This window comes from Dyadobacter chenhuakuii (genome assembly GCF_023821985.2).
GTDB lineage: Bacteria > Bacteroidota > Bacteroidia > Cytophagales > Spirosomataceae > Dyadobacter > Dyadobacter chenhuakuii.
The window spans coordinates 5,794,447-5,816,329 of the sequence record NZ_CP098805.1 but is presented as its reverse complement, the minus strand read 5'-3'; the positions used below and the strand labels follow the sequence as shown (position 1 = coordinate 5,816,329).

General features: G+C 46.0%; 15 protein-coding genes. 14 read left to right on the top strand and 1 reads right to left on the bottom strand.

Annotation, left to right across the window (positions count from 1 at the left end):
- Positions 1–415 precede the first annotated feature (415 nt).
- The 9 genes from NFI80_RS24410 to cobA all read left to right on the top strand — a co-directional run bounded on the left by NFI80_RS24410 (position 416) and on the right by cobA (position 13,628).
- On the top strand, positions 416–2,437 hold the full coding sequence (locus tag NFI80_RS24410) for a glycoside hydrolase family 2 protein (RefSeq protein WP_235164127.1): 2,022 nt from the start codon (positions 416–418) through the stop codon (positions 2,435–2,437).
- A 74-nt stretch (positions 2,438–2,511) separates the two neighbouring features.
- A complete protein-coding gene (locus NFI80_RS24405) occupies positions 2,512–4,788 on the top strand; it encodes an FAD-dependent oxidoreductase (protein WP_235164126.1) in 2,277 nt (758 codons plus the stop codon).
- Between the two features lie 180 nt (positions 4,789–4,968).
- Complete coding sequence (locus tag NFI80_RS24400) at positions 4,969–6,087, top strand: TSUP family transporter (RefSeq protein ID WP_235164125.1); 1,119 nt, start codon at positions 4,969–4,971, stop codon at positions 6,085–6,087.
- Between the two features lie 80 nt (positions 6,088–6,167).
- The gene (locus tag NFI80_RS24395; RefSeq protein ID WP_235164124.1) at positions 6,168–7,355 is read left to right on the top strand and encodes a trans-sulfuration enzyme family protein; all 1,188 of its coding nucleotides are present in this window, start codon (positions 6,168–6,170) and stop codon (positions 7,353–7,355) included.
- A 24-nt stretch (positions 7,356–7,379) separates the two neighbouring features.
- Entirely contained in the window at positions 7,380–8,084 is a 705-nt protein-coding gene (locus NFI80_RS24390; RefSeq protein ID WP_235164123.1) for a phosphoadenylyl-sulfate reductase, read from the top strand.
- A gap of 62 nt (positions 8,085–8,146) precedes the next feature.
- Positions 8,147–9,100 carry a sulfate adenylyltransferase subunit CysD gene (gene cysD / locus NFI80_RS24385; RefSeq protein WP_233797035.1) on the top strand — a complete coding sequence of 318 codons (954 nt, stop codon included), beginning with the start codon at positions 8,147–8,149 and terminating at the stop codon, positions 9,098–9,100.
- A gap of 191 nt (positions 9,101–9,291) precedes the next feature.
- A complete protein-coding gene (locus NFI80_RS24380) occupies positions 9,292–10,536 on the top strand; it encodes a sulfate adenylyltransferase subunit 1 (protein ID WP_235164122.1) in 1,245 nt (414 codons plus the stop codon).
- 14 nt (positions 10,537–10,550) lie between these two features.
- Positions 10,551–12,779 (top strand): ferredoxin-like domain-containing protein, encoded by a 2,229-nt coding sequence (locus tag NFI80_RS24375; RefSeq protein ID WP_235164121.1) that lies wholly within the window; start codon positions 10,551–10,553, stop codon positions 12,777–12,779.
- A 78-nt stretch (positions 12,780–12,857) separates the two neighbouring features.
- Positions 12,858–13,628, top strand: a complete 771-nt coding sequence (gene cobA, locus NFI80_RS24370) for a uroporphyrinogen-III C-methyltransferase (RefSeq protein WP_235164120.1) — start codon at positions 12,858–12,860, stop codon at positions 13,626–13,628.
- On the opposite strand, the gene NFI80_RS24365 is transcribed toward cobA, so the two are convergent.
- The gene (locus NFI80_RS24365; protein WP_374759647.1) at positions 13,625–13,963 is read right to left on the bottom strand and encodes a hypothetical protein; all 339 of its coding nucleotides are present in this window, start codon (positions 13,961–13,963) and stop codon (positions 13,625–13,627) included. The two genes, cobA and NFI80_RS24365, sit on opposite strands and share 4 nt — an antisense overlap.
- A 111-nt stretch (positions 13,964–14,074) precedes the next feature.
- On the opposite strand from NFI80_RS24365, the gene NFI80_RS24360 reads away from it, so the two are divergent.
- From NFI80_RS24360 to NFI80_RS24340, 5 genes are all read left to right on the top strand, one after another.
- Positions 14,075–14,974: a lysophospholipid acyltransferase family protein gene (locus NFI80_RS24360; protein ID WP_235164119.1), complete on the top strand. Its 900-nt coding sequence runs from the start codon at positions 14,075–14,077 to the stop codon at positions 14,972–14,974.
- Positions 14,975–15,075: 101 nt separating this feature from the next.
- On the top strand, positions 15,076–15,990 hold the full coding sequence (locus NFI80_RS24355; RefSeq protein WP_235164118.1) for a lysophospholipid acyltransferase family protein: 915 nt from the start codon (positions 15,076–15,078) through the stop codon (positions 15,988–15,990).
- Positions 15,983–16,966 (top strand): glycosyltransferase family 9 protein, encoded by a 984-nt coding sequence (locus tag NFI80_RS24350; protein ID WP_235164117.1) that lies wholly within the window; start codon positions 15,983–15,985, stop codon positions 16,964–16,966. The genes NFI80_RS24355 and NFI80_RS24350 overlap by 8 nt, the downstream gene beginning before the upstream one ends.
- Positions 16,967–17,006: 40 nt before the next feature.
- The gene (locus NFI80_RS24345) at positions 17,007–17,915 is read left to right on the top strand and encodes a carbon-nitrogen hydrolase (RefSeq protein WP_255703516.1); all 909 of its coding nucleotides are present in this window, start codon (positions 17,007–17,009) and stop codon (positions 17,913–17,915) included.
- A gap of 781 nt (positions 17,916–18,696) precedes the next feature.
- Entirely contained in the window at positions 18,697–21,855 is a 3,159-nt protein-coding gene (locus tag NFI80_RS24340; RefSeq protein WP_233797042.1) for a SusC/RagA family TonB-linked outer membrane protein, read from the top strand.
- Positions 21,856–21,883 lie beyond the last annotated feature (28 nt).

Sequence of the window (21,883 nt, the reverse complement as noted above, 5' to 3'; positions counted from 1 at the left end):
GGTAGAAAAGAAACATTGAAACGAATCGCCAAGTCCCGGAGGGACGCAACATTGGTAGAAAAGAAACAATGAAATGCAGTCACCAAGTCCCGGAGGGACGCAACATTGGTAGAAAAGATCAACAAAACGCAGTCACCAAGTCCCGGAGGGACGCCATATTGGTAGAAAAGAAATGATGAAACGAATCGCCAAGTCCCGGAGGGACGCAACATTGGTAGAAAAGAACAACAAAACGCAGTCACCAAGTCCCGGAGGGACGAAACATTAGTAGAAAAGATCAACAAAACGCAGTCACCAAGTCCCGGAGGGACGCAACATTGGTAGCAACGAAAAACCGCGATAATGCCTTAAATCCGACCGTAAAAACATTTTGAATTGAAATATCGATATCCGTCTTAAAAACTCAATATATACAATGAAACAACTTTTAATCCTGCTAACCCTCTTATACTTTGCCCCAAAATCTGCTTCTGCGCAGTTCAAAATCCGGGAGCCAAATGCGATTCCGCTGCACGGAGAGTGGCTTTTTGCGATGGATCCTGCTGAGATGGGGATGAAGGGAAAATGGTATATGGACAAGCTGGCGGAGAGTAACCGGCTGGACAAGGTGACGGTGCCGCATTGCTTTTCTTCGGACCCGCGCTTCGAACATTATACCGGAACGGCCTGGTATAGAAAGACTTTTACCTGGAAACCAGTTGCCGAAAAGCGCGTGATCCTGCATTTTGATGCGGCTTATTATAAGACGAATGTTTGGCTTAATAATGAGAAAGTCGGTGCGCATGAAGGCGGTTATACGCCGTTCGGCTTTGATGTGACGGATTTGTTGAAAGATGGTGATAACCTGCTGGCGGTTTCGGTTAATAATGATACGTGGAAACCGGGCACGATTCCGGGTGCGAAGGACAATGGCAACATCAATGATCCTTTCATGGGCTGGCTGAATTACGGTGGTCTGGTGCGTCCCGTTTACCTGACCATCGAGCCCGAAGTGTATGCCGAAAACCTGAAAATAGATGCCCTACCGGACCTGGCAAAGGGCACTGCAACATTGAAAACCAGGATCAGGATCCGCAATGCTTCTAAGGCTGCCGCGTCGCCGAAGGTCAGTTATAAAGTTTTGTTTGATGGGAAAGCGGTTCCTGTCAATGTGAAAGGCAAGTCGGAAAGCATTCCGGCTGGGCAAACGGGTTTTATAGAAGCCGAAGCCACATTAACGGCTGCGCAGGTGAAGTTGTGGGATCTGGATGAGCCGAATCTATATCAGCTTAAAGTGGCTGTGGGCGAAGATTCGATCGCTGCGCATTTTGGGATAAGAAAAGTGGAAGTAAAGAATGCACAGCTGCTTCTGAATGGCAAATCTATTCGCGTTGGCGGCGGAAACCGGGTTGTGGATTATCCGGGATTGGGCTCGGTGGAGCCCGATTGGCTGATTGAAAAAGACTTTAAATTGATGAAGGAAGCAGGCATGGAATTCCAGCGCTTAACGCATTACACGCCTTCCGAATATTTCTACGACCTGGCCGACAAACACGGGATGCTCATCATTACCGAGGCCGGAAACTGGCAGCTTACGCCCAATCAAATGGACAATGATTCGATGCGGGCGAAGTTCAAATCACAGTTTACCGAAATGGCGGAAAGAGACTGGAATCACCCGAGCGTAATCGCTTATAGTGTTGGTAATGAGTATCTTTCCGAGCAGCCTGCGGGACAAAAGTGGACGAAGGATATGATCGAGTTTGCCAAATCCCTTGATCCGACACGGCTCTACACATTCGCCTCTATGCGCCTCAATATTTTACCCAAAAAACCGGAAGATGAGGCCAGTCAATACGTGGATTTCATCTCGACCAACACCTACGGAAACCACGCCAAAGTCCTGGACCACATTCATTCGCTTTATCCCGACAAGCCTATTTTGGTAAGCGAATGGGGCGTGCGGGCGGATGCAAAAGACGAAGCATTTCAGGCGCAACACATTACGGATCTGATGCTTGAGTTCCGTAAACGACCTTATGTGGTGGGCACTTCCTGGTGGACTTATAATGATTACCAAAGCCGCCATCATGGGACGAATGCAAACGGCTATCGCCCATGGGGCATCGTCGGCCCCGACCGCTCATTCCGAGCTGCTTACCGTGTTCATCAAAAGGAATATTCACCGGTTACCATTGAAAAAGTAGGTTTCAAAGCAGGCGGACAAGGTCAGCATTTGCTAACCGTTCGGTTGACCGCCCGCGGCGATTTTCCAGCAAGAACAATCAAAGGTTATAAGCTGAAAGCAAACGGCCTGACCATTGGTTTACCGGAAATAAAGCCGGGCGAAGCAAAGGAAATCGACATTCCGGTCGCGGGTTTTGATAAGAAACTGCACATTAATATCTCGAAACCGACCGGTTTTACCAGCATCGAGACAGACATTGAATTGAAATAATTATAAAACGCGCTCTGGTTTTTGCAACGGCTCCGGTTTTTGCAAATACAGAGTGGAGCTAATGACCTTACAAAATGATACGCGAAGAAGCATCTGAGAAAAGAGCACCCAAAACCATTGCATCGGCGGCAGATCTGGTGATTGTAGGAGGAGGATTAACGGGCACTTGTGCAGCGATTACGGCGGCGAGGGCTGGCGTAAAGGTGACATTGATCCAGGACAGGCCGGTTTTGGGCGGCAATTGTTCGAGCGAAGTGCGGCTATGGATCCTCGGCGCAACCTCGCACATGGGCAACAACAACCGCTGGGCCCGCGAAGGCGGCGTGATCGACGAGATCATGCTCGAAAATATTTACCGAAATCCGGATGGAAATCCGCTGATTTTCGACACCGTTTTGCTGGAAAAGGTCATTGAAGAAACGAATATTACATTGCTGCTGAACACTGCAGTATATGATTTGGACAAAAATACAGAAACCGAAACTATCACGGCCGTCCACGCATTTTGCTCTCAAAACAGCACTAAATACACGGTTACCGCACCGCTTTTCTGCGATGCCTCCGGGGATGGAATTGTCGGGTTTCTTGCAGGTGCGGCATTTCGGATGGGCGCGGAATCCATGGATGAGTTTGGCGAAAAATTTGCACCGGATAAGGCTTATGGCGAGTTGCTGGGGCATTCTATGTATTTCTATTCCAAGGACATAGGCCGCCCGGTGAAGTTCATTCCGCCTTCGTATGCATTGCAGGACATTACGGAGATCCCGCGTTACAAGACATTCAATCCGAAAGATTTTGGCTGCCGGCTATGGTGGCTGGAATATGGCGGAAGACTTGATACTGTGCATGATACGGAAAAAATCAAGTGGGAATTATGGAAGGTCGTTTATGGAGCTTGGAACTACATTAAGAATTCAGGCGCATTTCCTGAATCGGAAAATATGACATTGGAATGGGTTGGCACGATTCCGGGGAAACGCGAAAGCCGGCGTTTTGAAGGAGATTATTTGTTAAAACAGCAGGACATTGTGGAGCAAACTGCGTTTCCGGACACGGTCGGCTTTGGCGGTTGGAGCCTGGACCTGCATCCCGCCGATGGCGTTTACAGTGACCAATCGGGTTGTAATCAATGGCATAGCAAAGGCGTTTACAGCATTCCCTATCGTTGTTTTTATAGCAAAAACATCAATAATCTCTTCATCGCAGGCCGCATTATCAGCGCGACGCACGTAGCATTTGCGTCCACCCGCGTGATGGCCACCAGCGCGATGGGCGGTCAGGCGGTCGCCGTCGCGGCTGCGCTTGCGAAAAAATATAATTGCCCGCCACGTGAGGTGGGTGAACAGCATTTGAAAGAATTGCAATTGGAATTATGGCGAGCAGGCCAATATTTGCCACAAACTGACATTGCTGATTCAGAAAATCTGGTCGAGAAAGCCATTGAGATAAGTGCTTCTTCCAGTTTGAAATTAAAAGATCTTCCGGGCTCGGATCATTGGGCGGTTATCGAACATTCGGTCGCGCAAATGTTGCCTGTTCAGGGGAAAATGCCATCTGTAACCGTTTGGGTGGAAACATTGGCCGACACTGAACTGGTGGTTGAATTAAGAAAAAGCAGCAAGGCATTTAACCACACGCCGGATGTTACGCTAGAAACAAAGTCTTTTGAATTGAATGTTGGAAAACATGAAATTCAGCTCGACTGGTCGGCTGTTTTTGAAGATGCTGGTTATGCTTTTGTTTCATTTATCAAAAACCCGAACATTAAAATCCAATATAGCGAAAAACGCGTAACGGGCTTGCTAACGGTCTTTAATGCGACCAATCCGGCTGTTTCAAATTACGGAAAACAAGAGCCGATGGAAGACATTGGCGTGGACACATTCGAATTCTGGTGCCCGCAGCGAAGGCCAGAAGGACGCAATCTGGCATTCAGTCTCACCGAACCGATCGCCCTTTTTGAACCTGAAAATTTGAGAAATATTCATAACCGCCCCATCGCAAGTCCGAATGCATGGGTTGCCGACTTCAATGATGCCGAACCGGTGGTCACCATCCGCTGGGAAGCGCCGGTGAACATTCAAAAAATCGACATTTGTTTCGACACCGATTTTGACCATCCCATGGAAAACGTCATTTATGTGCATCCCGAAACGGTTATGCCCTTTTGCGCAACAGATATTGAAATTTGTAATGATCAGGATGAAATCGTGGGTAAAATCCATGATAATCACCTTTCCCACCGAACCATTTCCTTCAACAAGCCTATCCAGACCCAGTTTTTGAAAATAAAAGTGACGAATCCCAACCCGCAAACGCCCGTCTCTTTATTCCAGATCCGTTGCTATTGATCTCTGCCGGGAGATTTTTGTTCTTTGAAAACTAATAATTTGATCTTAAATTTGGCACCCGAAATAGCAAACATTTGTTTGCTATTTTATTGCTTGATTACTCTATAATAATAGTATACTACATAGACTTTGAAGGAAGCGGCGGATTTTACACCCTCATCGGATAAAAATTGGGAATCTTTGGATGTAGCCTACATCGCAAGTGGTGATCCTGAGGAAGATCGGCGCCTGGCGGCTCTGGCCCGGGAAAAGGGTCAGGTGGTTTTCCTCCGCGATCTTCCTGATGAATCCGATGTTCGTTTTAATGCTTCGTCTAATGTTACTTTGCCAATTGAAGCTGAGCACAAACCAACAAGGAATAATACAAAAACGCCGCTGACCTGGGAAACGATACAGCAGAAAATCTGGGCCGCCACCATTCGTAAAAGAACACGCACCGAAGTTGCGGTTAACATCTTCTCCGCGATAGCGTTAATGGTCCTCGGTCACCTGCTTTTCACCTTCTTCACTTACGACCGCCTGACTGTTCTCTGGAACGAACTCGAATTGAGTGAAGGTTTCTTTTATTATGTTTTGGGCGGTTTTGTGGCGCAGATGATCGACGGCGCATTAGGCATGGCCTATGGCGTTACGGCAGCTACATTTCTGCTCACATTGGGCGTTCCGCCTTCGGCTGTAAGCGCGAGCGTACACACTTCTGAAATATTTACCAGCGGAGTTTCGGGCTATATGCACTTGAAATTCGGTAATGTGAACAGCAAGCTTTTCAAAAAAATCCTGTTTCCGGGCGTTTTAGGCGCTATTACGGGTGCTTACCTCCTATCTTCTTTTGAAAAATACATTTACGTTATCAAGCCTTTAGTGGCTGTTTATACATTAATTCTGGGAATTCTTATCATCCAGAAAGCGTTAAAGAAGCGAGTTGAAAAGAAGCCAATGACTAAGATCGGCTGGCTGGCGATGGCAGGCGGAACGCTCGATTCGATCGGCGGCGGCGGCTGGGGACCTATTGTAACATCTACATTGATCGCCCGCGGACGTCACCCGAAATACACCATCGGATCAGTCAACCTGGCGGAGTTTTTTGTTTCACTCGCAAGTTCAGTTACCTTCATCAGCCTCATCGGATTTTCGCATTGGCAGGTCGTGCTCGGGCTCATATTGGGTGGTATGGCCGCTGCCCCGATCGCCGCAAACTTATCCAGAAAACTACCGATCAAAACCATGATGATAATGGTTGGAACCGTGATTATCATTGTGAGTTTGAGGATCATTTACATGGTTCTGAGCAGTTTATAAAAGACATTTTCTAAGTGAACGCACTTAGTTTTTATATTAAAACAAAAAAGGCTGAAAGTAACAGCCAATGAATTCGAATCATGAAAAAACAAACCAAAGCGATACGCACGCAAACGCCGAAGACCAAGTATCGCGAGCATTCAACACCATTGTTCCTGACCAGCAGCTTCACATTTGAAAGCGCGCAACAGGGAAAAGCACTTTTTGAGGAAACCGAAGAAGGCAACATTTACAGCCGTTTTTCCAATCCTACCGTGCAGGAATTTGTTGATAAGGTTTGTCTTTTAGAAGATTGTGAAGATGGCGTTGCAACTGCAACGGGTATGGCAGCAGTTTTCGCAAGTATGGCTGCATTACTCAAAACCGGCGATCACATTATCGCAAGTCGTGCATTGTTCGGCTCTGCACATCAGGTGATTACGCAAATTTTGAGCAAATGGGGCATCACATACACGTATCTGGATGCGGATGCAAGCGAAGCGGATTGGGAAGCTGCGGTTCAGCCGAATTCCAAAATGGTTTACCTGGAAACGCCTTCAAACCCAGGTCTTGATCTGGTAGACCTTGCCATGGTTGGAAAACTTTGCAAGAAGCATAACCTGATCTTCAACGTAGACAACTGCTTCGCATCACCAGCCTTGCAGAATCCTGCTGAATATGGCGCGGATCTGATCGTTCATTCTGCGACGAAATATATGGACGGCCAAGGCCGTGTCTTAGGTGGTGTCGTTGTTGGAAAAAAAGAATATATCAAGGAGTTACGCTTTTTCTGCCGCCAGACAGGACCATCCATGTCGCCATTCAACGCTTGGGTTTTGACTAAAAGTCTTGAAACATTGGGATTAAGAATGGACAGACATTGTTCAAACGCATTGGCACTTGCTGAAGCATTGGAAAAACATCCGGATGTAAAATCCGTAAGATATCCATTCCTGGAATCGCACCCGCAGCACGAACTGGCCAAACAGCAAATGTCAGCCGGTGGTGCCATTGTCACGATTGATCTGGAAGGTGGTTTTGAGCGTGTTTCCGCATTTATGGATGCACTGGAAATTGCTTCTCTATCATCAAACCTAGGCGATACAAGAACCATCGTAACCAACCCAAACACAACCACCCACGCCAAACTGAAACCAGAAGAGAAAAAAGCACTAGGCATTACCGAAGGCCTCATCCGCATTTCAGTAGGCCTGGAAGACATTGAAGATTTGATAGAAGACTTCACAAACGCCGTGGAGGTGTCGGTGAAAAGTGATATATTAGACTAAGTTAAGACGATTGCTATATTCACCATGAACGAAACAATAATATCTTCTTTAAACGCGGCCATTGAGGGCAAGAGTGAGACGGAGTCGCTGGCGATTCTGGCGGATCTTTTTCCTGGCGAGGTTGTGTTTTCGACTAGCCTGGGCTATGAAGATCAGGTTATTACGGATTTTATTTTAAAGAATAATCTGAATATTACGATCTTCACGCTTGATACGGGACGGCTCTTCGGCGAGACTTATATGACGCTGCAAAAGACGAATAATCGTTACGATACGAAGATCAAGGTTTACTATCCGCAAACGGATTCAGTCGAAACATTGGTCAGCACGAAAGGACCTCTGAGCTTTTACGATTCGGTTGAAAACAGGAAGGAATGTTGCTTTATCCGCAAAGTGGAGCCTTTGAACCGCGCTTTGAAAGGTGCGAAGATCTGGGTTACGGGCATCCGGGCAGAACAGTCAGGAAACCGACATGATATGCCGCAGCTGGAATGGGACGAAGCGCACCAGTTGGTGAAGTTTCACCCGATTTTGCATTGGTCATTTGAAGAGGTGAAGGGATATGTTAAATCGAATGGCATTCCTTATAACCCATTGCATGACAAAGGCTTCGTAAGTATTGGCTGCGCGCCTTGCACCCGTGCGATCCAGGAAGGCGAAGATTTCCGCGCCGGACGTTGGTGGTGGGAAGATGAATCGAAAAAAGAATGTGGCCTGCATGCTAAATAGCTTGCAAAATGCCATAAACGGGCAGTATTAGCCCATTTTATAGAAAAACAATTATTCAGAATATGTCAATTTCAGTTAAAGAAGTGTCGGATATCAGCGATCAGGAAGCGCGACGCAAGTCACCCGATTATCTGGACCAGTTGGAGGCCGAGGCGATTTACATTATGCGTGAGGTCGCAGGCCAGTTTGAGCGCCCTGCATTGTTGTTTTCAGGTGGAAAAGATTCTATCACATTGGTAAGACTGGCCCAAAAGGCCTTTGCCCCCGGAAAAATCCCCTTTCCACTGGTGCACGTTGATACCGGACATAATTTTATTGAAGCGATAAATTACCGCGACGAACTGGCCGAACAAATCGGCGCAAAACTGGTCGTTCGCTATGTGGAAGACACCATAAAGGCGAAAGGTTTAAAAGAACAAACCGGCAAGAATGCAAGCCGTAACTGGCTGCAAACCTTCACTTTGCTGGATACAATCGAAGAATTTGAGTTTGATGCCTGCATCGGCGGTGCACGTCGTGACGAAGAAAAGGCTCGTGCGAAAGAGCGCATTTTCTCATTCCGTGACGAATTCGGTCAGTGGGATCCAAAACGTCAGCGTCCTGAACTTTGGAACTTATTCAACGGCAGAATCCATAAAGGTGAAAACGTGCGCGTTTTCCCAATTTCTAACTGGACAGAACTGGACGTTTGGGCATATCTGAAAAGAGAAAACATCACATTACCATCCATTTATTTCGCCCACGAGCGTGAATTGATTTTGAGAGATGGCAAATTGCTAAACAACACGCCTGTTATCGAAAAAGACGAATACGACCAGATCGTAACGCGTCAGGTTCGTTTCAGAACGGTTGGTGACATGACCTGCACGGCGGCTGTAGAGTCGAGTGCTGCGACGTTGGACGAGGTTATTGCTGAGATTACTGTTTCCAGGATTAGTGAGAGAGGTGAGACGCGGATCGATGATCAGCAGACGGAAGCGGCGATGGAAGATAGGAAAAAGGGGGGTTACTTCTGAGGTAACATGGTGCTGCCCTTCGGCTCCGCTCAGGGTGACAGGTCAGCAGGGCATTACTCTAGGTTGACACGGCAACAGAGCGTTAGACTCAGAAGACATCCTTCGACCGGCAGGCTTTCCAGTGCACTAAGGATGGCAGAGTACTTAACATTCAGTCATTCACTCATTCAATCATTCAACATTAAAAAAAGGTGGATTTACTAAGATTTATAACAGCAGGTTCCGTGGACGATGGCAAGAGTACGTTGATCGGACGCTTGCTTTACGATACAAAAAATATATTGGCGGATCAGATGGAGGCCATTGAGCGCGCGAGTAAGAGCCGCAATGTGGGCGAAATTGATCTGGCGTTGCTTACGGACGGCCTTCGTTCAGAGCGTGAGCAAGGGATTACGATTGACGTTGCTTACAAATATTTTCAGACGCCTAACCGCAAGTTTATCAGCATTGATGCACCTGGACACATTCAGTATACCAGAAATATGGTTACGGGTGCTTCTAATGCAGATTTGGCGATCATTCTCGTGGATGCGCGTCACGGCGTTGTTGAACAAACCCGTCGTCATTCATTAATTGCTTCCATGCTGGGCATTCCGCATGTGATTGTTGCGATTAACAAAATGGATCTGGTTGGCAACTCGGAAGATGCGTTTTTGGAGATTGCGAAATCTTACCAGGAACTGGCTTCCAAACTGAATATCAAAGACCTGACATTGATTCCGGTTAGCGCCTTGAATGGCGATAACATTGTGGACAGATCCGTAAATATGCCCTGGTATACAGGCGAAACATTGCTTTCTGTTTTGGAAAATGTCAATGTTTTGAAAGATCAGAATCAGGAAGATGGCCGTTTTTCAGTTCAATATGTGATCCGCCCTCAGACGGACGAATTGCACGATTACCGCGGATATGCGGGACGTGTGCAAAGCGGAACATTCAAAAAAGGCGATATGATCAAAGTTTTGCCGTCTGAAACCGAATCCAGGATTGCTAAAATCGAATTTGGCGGAAACGAAATTGAGGAGGCCTCTGTTTTAGAATCTGTGACGATCTTGCTGGAAGACGACGTGGACATCAGCCGCGGCGACACCATTGTTTCGGTCACCAATTCACCGATTGTGAGCCAGGATATTGAGGCGCTCGTGTGTTGGATGGACGATAAAAAGACTTTGAAAGCGGGCAATAAATACGTTTTACAGCACGGAACAGCAAGATCGAGATGTTCTATCCGCGACATTGAATACCAAATTGATATTAATTCCTACGAAAAGCTGGATGAGGTTGATAGCCTGAAACTGAACGACGTTGCCAGAATTGTATTAAGAACAGCACAACCCATCGCCTACGACCCATATCAGAAAAACCGCGCGAATGGCGCAGCAATCCTGATCGACGAAACGTCAAATGTGACCGTAGGAGCTTGCATGATCGAATAAAAGAAATTATCACCATGAGCGAAATATTGATTTCTGACAAAGTATCCGCTGTTGCGAAGCGCGATATCATTGATTTGAACCAAAAAATCAATGCATTTAACACGGGCGAGACACCCGAGGAAGCATTCCGTAAGTTTAGGCTTACACGCGGAGTCTATGGCCAGCGCCAGCCGGGCGTCCAAATGATCCGTATCAAGCTGCCTTACGGTCGCATTACGGCGGACCAGCTTGTCAGGATCGCGGATACTTCCGACAAATTTGCAACGGGTAATCTGCACGCAACCACGCGCCAGGACATTCAGCTGCACTTTGTAAAACTTTCCGATTCGCCGCAATTGTGGGCCGATCTTGAAGATGCCGGTATCACATTGAAAGAAGCCTGCGGAAACACGATCCGTAACGTAACGGCTTCATCGATCGCTGGAATTGATCCGGACGAGCCGTTTGACGTGACGCCAATCACGCATTCCATATTCAGCTATTTCCTCCGCAACCCGATCAATCAGGATATGGGCCGGAAGTTTAAAATTGCCGTTTCTTCTTCTGAAAAAGATTCAGCATTGGCATTCATTCACGACGTCGGGCTTATTGCTAAAATGGGCGTGAACGAAGCAGGCGAAACGGTGAAAGGTTTCAAAGTGCTGATTGGCGGCGGATTAGGCGCACAGCCTTTTTCTGCACAAACGGCTTTTGAATTTCTCGAAGAAGATAAAGTAATTCCTTTCATTGAAGCATTGCTCCGCGTTTTTGACCGTTACGGTGAGCGCGTGCGTCGCCATAAGGCGCGTATGAAGTTCTTGCTGAACGACATCGGCCTTGAAGAAATGATGGCCAGAGTTGAAGAACAACGCGTTGCGCTGAAAAACAAGATTTTCACAATTCCGGAAGATCTGTTTGGAACGAAAGAAGTGGAATCAATCACTTTCGCTCCGCGTCCATCTTTGACAGAAGCTGAAATTTTGAACATTGCTTCTCAAAGCATTGAAGCGGAAAAGCTTGATATTTTTACAAAATGGTTGAGAACCAACACTTTTGAACAAAAACAAAAAGGCTGGTACGCTGTTCAATTACGCGTCCTTTTGGGCGATATGCATTCGGATACAGCGCGCCAGCTTGCCAATGTGGTTCGTCAGTATGCTGCGGATGACATTCGTGTAACGGTGAACCAAGGTTATGTGCTTCGTTTTGTAAAAGGTGAAGACTTGGTTGCGATTTATCACGAATTGTCAAAATTAGGACTTGCAGCGCCTGGTTTTGACAGCACAATGGACATTACAACTTGCCCGGGAACGGACACTTGTAACCTGGCCATTTCAAGCAGCTATGGAATTACGCGCGTGCTGGAAGATGTAATGCGTGACGAATTCCCTGAAATGATTTACAATCAGGACATTAAGATCAAAATAAGCGGATGTATGAATGGTTGCGGCCAGCATAATGCGTCCAACATTGGTTTCCACGGAAGCTCTATCAAAAACGGCAAGCTGGTTCTTCCCGCATTGCAGGTTTTGCTGGGCGGTGGATTTACAGGTGACGGCGTTGGTTTGATCGGCGATAAAGTGATCAAGGTTCCGACCAAACGCGGTCCTGAGGCGCTACGCACGATTTTCAATGATTTTGAAGCCAATGCATATGATGGCGAATATTTTAACCAATATTACCAGCGTCAGAGCAAAAATTACTTCTTCCAATTGCTGAAACCGATTGCGGATCTCACCACTTTGCAAGACGACGATTACCGCGACTGGGACCACGACGAATTGTTCAAAACAGAAATCGGGGTTGGAGAATGTGCAAGTGTGCTCGTTGACCTTGTAGCCACGACGATCACAGAAGGACAGGAAAAATTGAATCTTGCCAAAGAAAACTACGAATCAGGAATCTGGGCGGATGCGATTTATCATGCCTATAATGTGCTGATCACCGGCGCGAAAGGTTTGTTAATGACCAAAGACGTGACTTTGAACACGCAGTATGGCATCGTAAATGACTTTGACACGCATTTCGGACAGGATTTCAAATATGAAACACCGGCTGAATTTGCCCGCGAAGACAAAGCCGAAGCGCCTTTCCGTTCATTGGCATTCAGCATCAATCATTTCGAGCCTACACAGGAATTTGCGACTTACTTCCTGAGCAAAGCAGAAGAATTCCTGAATTTCGTTCGCAATACACGTGAATCACAATTGGTTGAAACCGGCGAGCCTGTTTTGCAAGAATTGTCATTCGGAAAAGATAGTTAAAATGGCTGTCAGCTTTCGGTTGTCTGCACTCAGCATTATGCTTGATTGCCGACAGCCGAAAGTCGAAGTCTTTCAGATATGAAACTTACACTCATTGGTGCCGGGCCAGGAGATCCGGACCTGATCACTTTGAAAGGGGTTAAAGCGTTACAGAAAGCCAAAGTGGTTTTGTACGACTCCCTCGCCCACCCTTCCCTGCTCGATTATTGTCCTGAAAACTGCGTTAAAATTTTGGTCGGCAAGCGTTTTGGTAAAACCAGCTGTACCCAGGACGACATCAATGCGTTGATCGTTGAGAATGCGCGTATTTACGGAGAAGTTGTCCGTTTGAAAGGCGGCGATTCATTCATTTTCGGTCGGGGTTATGAAGAAGTTGTTTATGCTGCGCAATTCGGCATTGAATCAGAAATTATCCCCGGCATTTCCAGCAGTTATGCAGCTCCGGCATTAGCTGGCATCCCATTGACTTCGAGAGGATTAAGCGAAAGTTTTTGGGTCATTACCGGCACAACAAAACAGCATGCGCTTTCCAATGATGTACATTTGGCCGCACAATCCACGGCAACCGTCGTGATCCTGATGGGCTTGCATAAGCTGAACGAAATTGTTTCTATTTATTCAAAACTGAACAAATCGGACGAGGCCATTTCCATCATTCAAAACGGCACATTAGCAAATCAAAAGGTCGTAACAGGCAAGATCAGCAACATTTCGGCATTGGCCCAAGTGAGTGAAATTGCTTCTCCGGCTGTAATTGTGATCGGAAAAGTGGCTGCATTGCCAGATCTGAGCTATAAGCACATTGAACAACTGATGCAGCAAGGATCTGTTGCGAGTGAAGCGAATTAGAGCAGGCTCAGAATCCAGTTGAAATCGATTCCACTCCCCTTTCCTTTAAATTCCAGGAAGTAAATAATCCCTGCCAGCACGACATAGCTGATAAACAGCCACTTCTTTTTCATCTCATACTGATCGTGATGATGAAAATAATGGTATACCATAGAAGCGGTGAAGCCGAAGATCATTAATGCGAATGACAAAAGGCCACAATCCTGGCGGTAATGTTTGAAAGTATGCAATGCAGGCGCGCCGAGAACGAGATACATCAGCCACATGCCGAATCCCATCCGATACAAATACATGCTCAGGCGACGATCATTCTTTATGTCAAATATTCCCTCCAAGACGTCGTTATTGAACTGGTTTTGAAGCAGTGAATGTAACAAATTGCACGTACAAAAACCAGGATTTCATATAGATATAATATATACGTATTATTGCACTAAAATGTCTGCATGCAATTATTTGTCTCAAAGTTTCTTTTTTTTATCCTAAATCAGGTTTCAAAGCTTTCCTGGAAAAACGCTTTCCGGCTTTCCGATTTTCTGCGCTGGTCTATTTTTAGCGTCGGCCGTTATCGCCGGGATGTGATCCGCGAAAATCTAAAAAACAGTTTTCCAGACAAAACGGATGCAGAGTTATCCCGCATAGCAAAAGATTTTCAGCTCCATTTTACAGATTTAATTGTTGAAACGCTCAAATTCCGCACGGCCAGCCCGGAATGTGTGCGCGAGCGGCTGCAAGGCGACATCAGCATTATGGACAAGTTTTATAATGATAAAACGAACATTATCTATCTGATGGGCCACCGCGGCAACTGGGAGCTTGCCAATCTATTTTCATCGCTTTGCTTCACACACGAATGCATTGTGGTTTACCGGCCATTGCAGAATGAGGCTTCGGATCAATGGTTTAGGGATCTCAGGACGCGTTTTGGTGCGAAACTGGTTCCTATGGATTGTATTTTTAAAGAGTTACAGAAGCCGCGAGATAAACCTTACGTCGTCGTGCTAGCAAATGATCAATCCCCTAATCCTAAAACTGCATTCTGGACCAGATTCCTGCACCAGGACACGGGCGTTTTCCGGGGCGTTGAGACCATTGCGCGGCGTTACAATCTTACGGTTCTTTATGCCGATTTCAGCAAAGTTGCCAACAAGCGCGGTTACTATCAGGTGGCTATTTCAACGATTACGGGATGTCCTAAGGAGGTGAAAAACAATGAAATTTTAGAAAAACAGCTTCGCATTTTGGAAAATGATATTCAATGTCAGCCGCATAACTGGCTGTGGAGCCATCGTCGCTGGAAACACAAGCGTCCCGCTTGCCTGAAACCAGAGCAGACTTTGAACTGATTCCCCTTCCATTTTTTGATTGCTAAGTCTCCGAAAAGTGACATTTTCCGGAACTATTTCTTTTGCAGAATTGCTTTTTCATTGCAATAGAATTCAATGCAATGAAAACACTTTCCACCCGACTATTGCTGTTTATGCTGACAGCGATCTCGAAGCTTTCGTGGAAAAAATTATATAAGCTTTCCGATATTTTCCGCTTTCTCATTTTTGACATTGGCCATTACAGAAAGCAGGTTATTTTCTCCAATCTCAAAAACAGTTTCCCTACTTACAGCGACGACACCATTGCCTGCATCGCGCGCCGTTATTACCGCAATTTCACCGACATTGTCTTTGAAACCATTAAGTTAAGGTCCATTTCTAAGAATGATCTGCTCGGCCGGTTTGACTTGGAGACCGAATTGCTGGATCATTATTATGCGCAGCAGAAAAACGTCGTGGTCGTTTCCGGGCACCTGGGCAACTGGGAAATGCTCAACTTATTTGCTTCTGCCAAATTATCCTACCAAATTGTGGTTGTTTACCACGAGCTGGCCAACGAGATCTTTGAGGACTGGTTTAAGAAAGTAAGGACCAAGTTCGGGACGGAAATGGTGCCTATGAAAGAAGCGATGGTCCGGGCGATGGCGCCAAGGGAAAAACCGTTTCTTTTTGTGCTGGTCAATGATCAGTCACCAAGTCCGGATAAGGCTTACTGGACCAATTTCCTGAACCAGGACACCGGGATTTTCAGAGGCGGCGAGCTGATTGCGAAGCGCCTGAATGCGCCGGTTTTGTACATGGGCATTTTACGGGATGAGCAAAAAAGGGGACATTACCGCTCCTATTTCAAGCTGATCACAGAAAATCCGAAGAAAGAGCCGACGAACAACATTCTGCAAAGTCAGATCGAATATCTGGAAGAAGACATTAAGCGCCAGCCCGATAACTGGCTTTGGAGCCACAGACGATGGAAACATGCGAGGCCTCAAAATCTGTTGCCATTTCAATTACGACAAGAAATAAAAAGTGAATAAACCTGTTAAAGTCCTTATCCTGCGTTTTTCTTCCATTGGTGACATTGTGCTTACCACGCCGGTGATAAGGTGTTTGAAACAACAGGCTAATGTTGAAATTCACTATTTTACCAAATCAAAATTCGAATTTCTCCTTACCGACAATCCATATGTCGATAAAATCTGGCTGCTCGATAAGGACATTAACCCTATCCTGAAACAGCTCAAAGCAGAACATTTCGATTACATCATTGACCTGCACGCAAACATCCGGACGTTGCGCATTAAGCTGGCATTGGGTGTTAAGGCATTTAGTTTTGATAAATTAAATGTGCTGAAATGGCTGCGGACCACATTCAAGGTCGATTATTTGCCGGATATTCACATTGTCGACCGATATATGGACACCTTAGGCGCATTCAATGTGATGAATGACGGGCAAGGGCTGGATTATTTCATTCCCTATAAAGACAATGTGGAAACCAGCTGGCTTCCTGTAACGCACCAACAAGCATTTGTCGCATATGCTATTGGTGGACAGCACAATACAAAAAAGTTACCAGTTCCGAGAATGATCGAGCTTTGCAGGAAAATCAATTTCCCAACCGTGCTTTTGGGCGGGAAAGAAGATTTTGAAGCAGGCGAGGAAATCCGGAAAGCTGTTGGCGACGAGTTAATCCTGAATGCTTGCGGAAAATACAATTTCAATCAATCGGCATCATTGATCCAAAAATCGCTGATCGTGTTCTCACATGACACGGGATTGATGCACGTGGCTGCTGCATTTAAGAAAAAAGTATATTCAATTTGGGGAAATACGATTCCGGGTTTTGGGATGTATCCTTACAAAACGGCATTTGAAGTTTTAGAAAACAACAATCTCAAATGCAGACCCTGCTCCAAGATCGGTTATAAAGCTTGTCCGCAAAAACATTTCAAATGCATGAACGAGCTGTCCTTCAACTTCCCGATAAAAGAACTACCCGGGAACAATTAATGTTAAAATAGCTGAACATTCAGATCACAAACGACAATTCATGAATAAAAAGGTAAACATTGGCATCGTCCAGATGAGCTGCACGGAAGACGTGGAAGCGAATTTCCAGAAAGCTGTGCAGGGCATCCGGGATGCTGCGGCGAAGGGCGCCAACATTGTATGTCTTCAAGAGCTTTTCCGCTCGCTGTATTTCTGCGATGTGGAAGATCATAAAAATTTCCTCCTGGCAGAGCCGATTCCTGGTCCTTCTACGGAGTCGTTAAGTTCGTTGGCGAGGGAACTCGGCGTGGTGATCATTGCCTCCCTTTTTGAAAAACGGGCACATGGTTTGTATCATAACACCACGGCGGTTCTGGATGCGGATGGCGCTTATCTGGGCAAATACAGGAAAATGCACATTCCGGATGATCCGGGTTATTACGAGAAATTTTATTTCACACCCGGTGATGCAGCCATGGGCGAGTCCGTGGGTGAAGCGGGTGACAAAGATGGTTATCGCGTTTTTGATACAAAATTTGCAAAGATCGGTGTGCTCATTTGCTGGGATCAATGGTATCCCGAAGCAGCCCGCATTACGAGCTTGATGGGCGCTGAAATTTTGTTTTATCCAACGGCGATCGGCTGGGACACCAATGAAACTGATCCGGTTATTAATGAAGAGCAATACGGCGCGTGGCAAACCATTCAGCGCGGCCATGCCGTTGCGAATGGCGTTTACGTCGTTGCTGTCAACCGGACAGGCCGCGAAGTGGACCAGCAGTTCTGGGGCGGATCATTCATCGCCAACCCGCAAGGCCGCTTGCTTTATCTCGCGCCGCACGAAGAGGAAGTAACGCATGTAGAAGAACTCGACTTGCAAAAGCTGGATTTTTACAGAACAACCTGGCCATTCCTGCGAGACCGCCGCATTGATTCCTACAAGCCAATCCTGAAACGCTATATCGACTAGCAATTACCAATTAATATAATTATTCTTAGATAAATAAAAAGAGGACTTCCTAACGGAAGTCCTCTTTTTGCGTTTTTGCTATATTTCCGAAACTAAGTTCAAAAATCAACATTTGTAACCGTAATTTTATTTAAAATAAAAATATCAGGTTCATAATAATCTCAATTATAGACAATTATTTGTAGGAATTTAAAATTTAAGTCTAGCAGACGAATAGAGATTCTGTGGAAACGGGAAATTTAAACTTAATATAAAATTATTACCAAAACATTTTATAACCGTTTTAAATGACCAATTTTTATTGCAAAAAACTTCAATAATTAAGTTTATTCTCTTGCATTATTTCACATTGTCAGTATATTTGAGAAGTCGTTAAACGAATGACTGAACTTCTTAAAAGCAGATGTATTCCAGCCGCACATGAATATATCTGTCTGTATCAGGAGGAAGATTGAATAAATCCGGCTGCGATAACCAAACGCATCCGGCAGGTTCTATCCAGGTACAATATAATTTTTTCAATAACAGGTTTACCAGGAACACCGTGGACAGGCAAATGTCTGCGCTAGGATTGCTTTGTTTTTGCCTAAGCGCGAAATGCTGTCTGTCCTCGATTTAAGAGGGTATTGCTTTCCGGAAAAGCAGTTTTGCAAGCTTATGGCTGTGTTGTTCTGTCCACGCGAAAGTGTGTGCGGCGCACGGCAACGTGGACACCACACAGCCATAACTTTTTTCTACTCCGATTACTGATACCTAACAACAATTTAACTCATCTTCTCCCATGCGTAAAGTTCTACTCTTATTATTATGGGCCTCTCTTACTGCTCCGCTTGCCTACGCTCAGGTGCGTCAGATCAGCGGGAAAATTACAGCAGCAGACGATGGCCTCGGACTTGCAGGCGCCTCTATCATATTCAAAGGAACCAATGTGGGTTCAAATGCAGATGCAGACGGAAAATTCAGTTTCTCTGTCCCGGGTGACGGAATTCTTGTGGTTTCTTATGTTGGTTTCTTAATTAAAGAATTGCCCATCGGCAACCAGACCCAATTTGACATAAAACTTGACGCCGATACACGCCAGCTTGCCGAAGTGGTGGTTACTGCTTTTGGTATCGAACGTGAGAAAAAAGCATTGGGCTACACAGTCCAGGAAGTAAAAGGAAGCTCACTAACAGAATCGCGGTCTACGAATGTGGCCAATGCATTATCGGGTAAAATTGCCGGTGTGCGTGTACAATCCAATGGCGGCCCGGGCAGCAGCTCGACCATCCAGATCCGCGGATCTTCTTCGGTCTCAGGAAACAACCAGCCGCTGATCGTCATCGACGGTGTTCCTATGGAGCAAACGGCTAATAAAACATTAGGAGGCGGAATTTCAGAAGTTAACCCGGACAACATTAAAGAAATGTCTGTTTTGAAAGGCCCTAATGCAGCCGCATTATATGGTTCACGTGCAGCCAATGGGGTTATTTTGATCACAACAAAAAACGGACAAGGAACAAAAGGATTGGGTGTTGAAGTAAACTCAAACATCACATTCGAACGTCCGTGGATCAAGCCTGACTTTCAAAACACATACGGCGGCGGAAGCGGTTACCGGACCTGGTATAACGATGGATGGAGCTCTTCTATCACGGATCCTGCGCAAATCGCACAATACAGAGCTGTTTATGACGCAAGATATCCTCTCGCTGGCTCAGAGGGAACGGATGAAAGCTGGGGAGCACCTATGGATGGCCGTATGGTGAGACAGTGGTGGACTGGTGACGATGTTGCACCACTGACTCCTCAGCCTAATAACTGGGAAGAATACTGGCAGACAGGCCGCACGATTACAAACTCGGTGGCACTTTCAGGCGGAAACGACAAAGGCTATTTCCGTTTGGGATTGAGCCGCGTTGATCAGAAAGGGATCATGTATTACAATGATTTTCACAGAAATAACTTCCGTATTAACTCGGGATATAACCTGACCAAAAATATCAGTGTAACATTGTCAGGTGAGTATATCAAATCGGGCTCCGACAACCGCAGCTATGCAGCTGGTCAGGAGTTTATCTGGTCTCACCGGTCAGTTTCATGGGATCAGCTGCGGAATTACGAACAATATGCTGATGTACATAACCAGAAAGCCGGCGACACAGATCCAGCAAACTGGCAGCATACATTCTTCACAAACCCTTATTTTTCTCAGCTAAAAATGCCTTCCGGCAATGAGAAAGACAGGTTGCTAGGGAACATTGCTTTGAACTACAAAATCCTGCCTTCCCTTTCCTTAATGCTTCGCTCAGGAACGGATTACTGGTCAGATACGCGTATTAATGTCACCAACTTCCTTCGCGTTCGGAACGGCACAAGAACACCGGGACGCTTTAACGAAGAGGTTTTGCGTAGCCAGGAAACCAACACGGATTTCATGCTGACTTACAATAAAAACATTACAAGTGATTTTGGTGTGAATGTCCAGCTGGGCGGAATCCAGCGTAAAAATTATTACAAAAGAAATTACTTCGCTGTGGGCGAAATGGTTGTGGACGGCCTTTACAATGCAGGAAACTCTGTACCGAGCGCCAACACCATTGAAAGTAAAATCGAAGAATCGGAAACACAAAGCTTGTTCGGAACGGCGAACTTCTCGTGGAGAGACGGCCTGTTCCTTGACCTTACTGCCAGAAATGACTGGTCAAGCACATTGCCTTCCAATGCACGCTCCTACTTCTATCCCTCGGCTTCTTTGAGCGCTGTGGTTACGGAATTGTTTGATGTGAAAAGCAATGTCCTCTCATTTGGCAAGATCCGAGCGAGTTATGCCCAGGTTGGAAACGACGCCCTGCCTTATCAGCTTGCCCAAACATTCACAGCGAGTGGTTCATGGAATGGAGCTGTGCCTAAGTTCGCTGAGAACATTCAGATCGCTAACGCTAACCTGAAACCTGAGATCACAACCGGTCTTGAACTAGGTGCTGACCTGCGTTTCTTCAAAGGAAAAGTGGGATTGGATGTGACCTATTACGACCAAACTACAAAAGACCAGATCCTGGGTGTTGAGATTTCAAAAGCAAGTGGTTATGACAAGAGAATCCTGAATGCAGGAAAGATCACCAACAAAGGCGTTGAAGTAACATTGTCCGGAACGCCTGTCAAATTGTCGAATGGTTTCAGCTGGGAGGTTTCTTTGAACTATGCCCGTAACCGCAACAAAGTGGTGGAGCTGGCAGAAGGACTGACGACCTACACATTGGCCACACAACGCGGCATGACCTCAGAAGCACGTGTTGGGGAATCTTATGGAACATTCTACGGTGTGGGATTCCAGAAATCACCGGACGGACAAACAGTTTACGGAGCAAACGGCTTACCGGTTACAGCTTCCAATCAAAAACTCGGTAATGTTCAACCCGACTGGATCGGTGGCATGCTGAACACATTCAACTATAAAGGCTTCTCTCTAAGTGCACTGGTTGATGTGCGCATCGGCGGAGACATTTATGACGAAGGAACAGGAACAGCGCGCTGGACAGGTCAATATGCAGAAACTGCATTGGGCCGTGAAGAAGGTGTGATCGGCAAAGGCGTTCGGGAAGTTACAGGAGCGGATGGTTCTAAATCCTACATTCCTAATGACATTATCGTAACAGCAAACCAATTGTACGGTTACAGCAATCCGCGTAACTATCACGAATCAGCGATTTTTGATGCGAGTTATGTAAAGCTGCGCGAGGTCTCCCTGGGTTACAGTATCAGCCCTTCATTTTTAAAAAGAATCAAAATTCAGTCTGCAAAGCTCTCAGTAGTAGGACGTAACGTGTGGATGATCTTCAAAAATACACCGCATATTGATCCTGAAATTGATGCAAAAGGAGCCAACGGACAAGGTTTCGGTTACGGCGAGCTGCCTAGCTCACGCAGCGTGGGTATGAACCTGTCATTGTCATTCTGATCCAGTTAACTGACCTTAAAGAATCTGA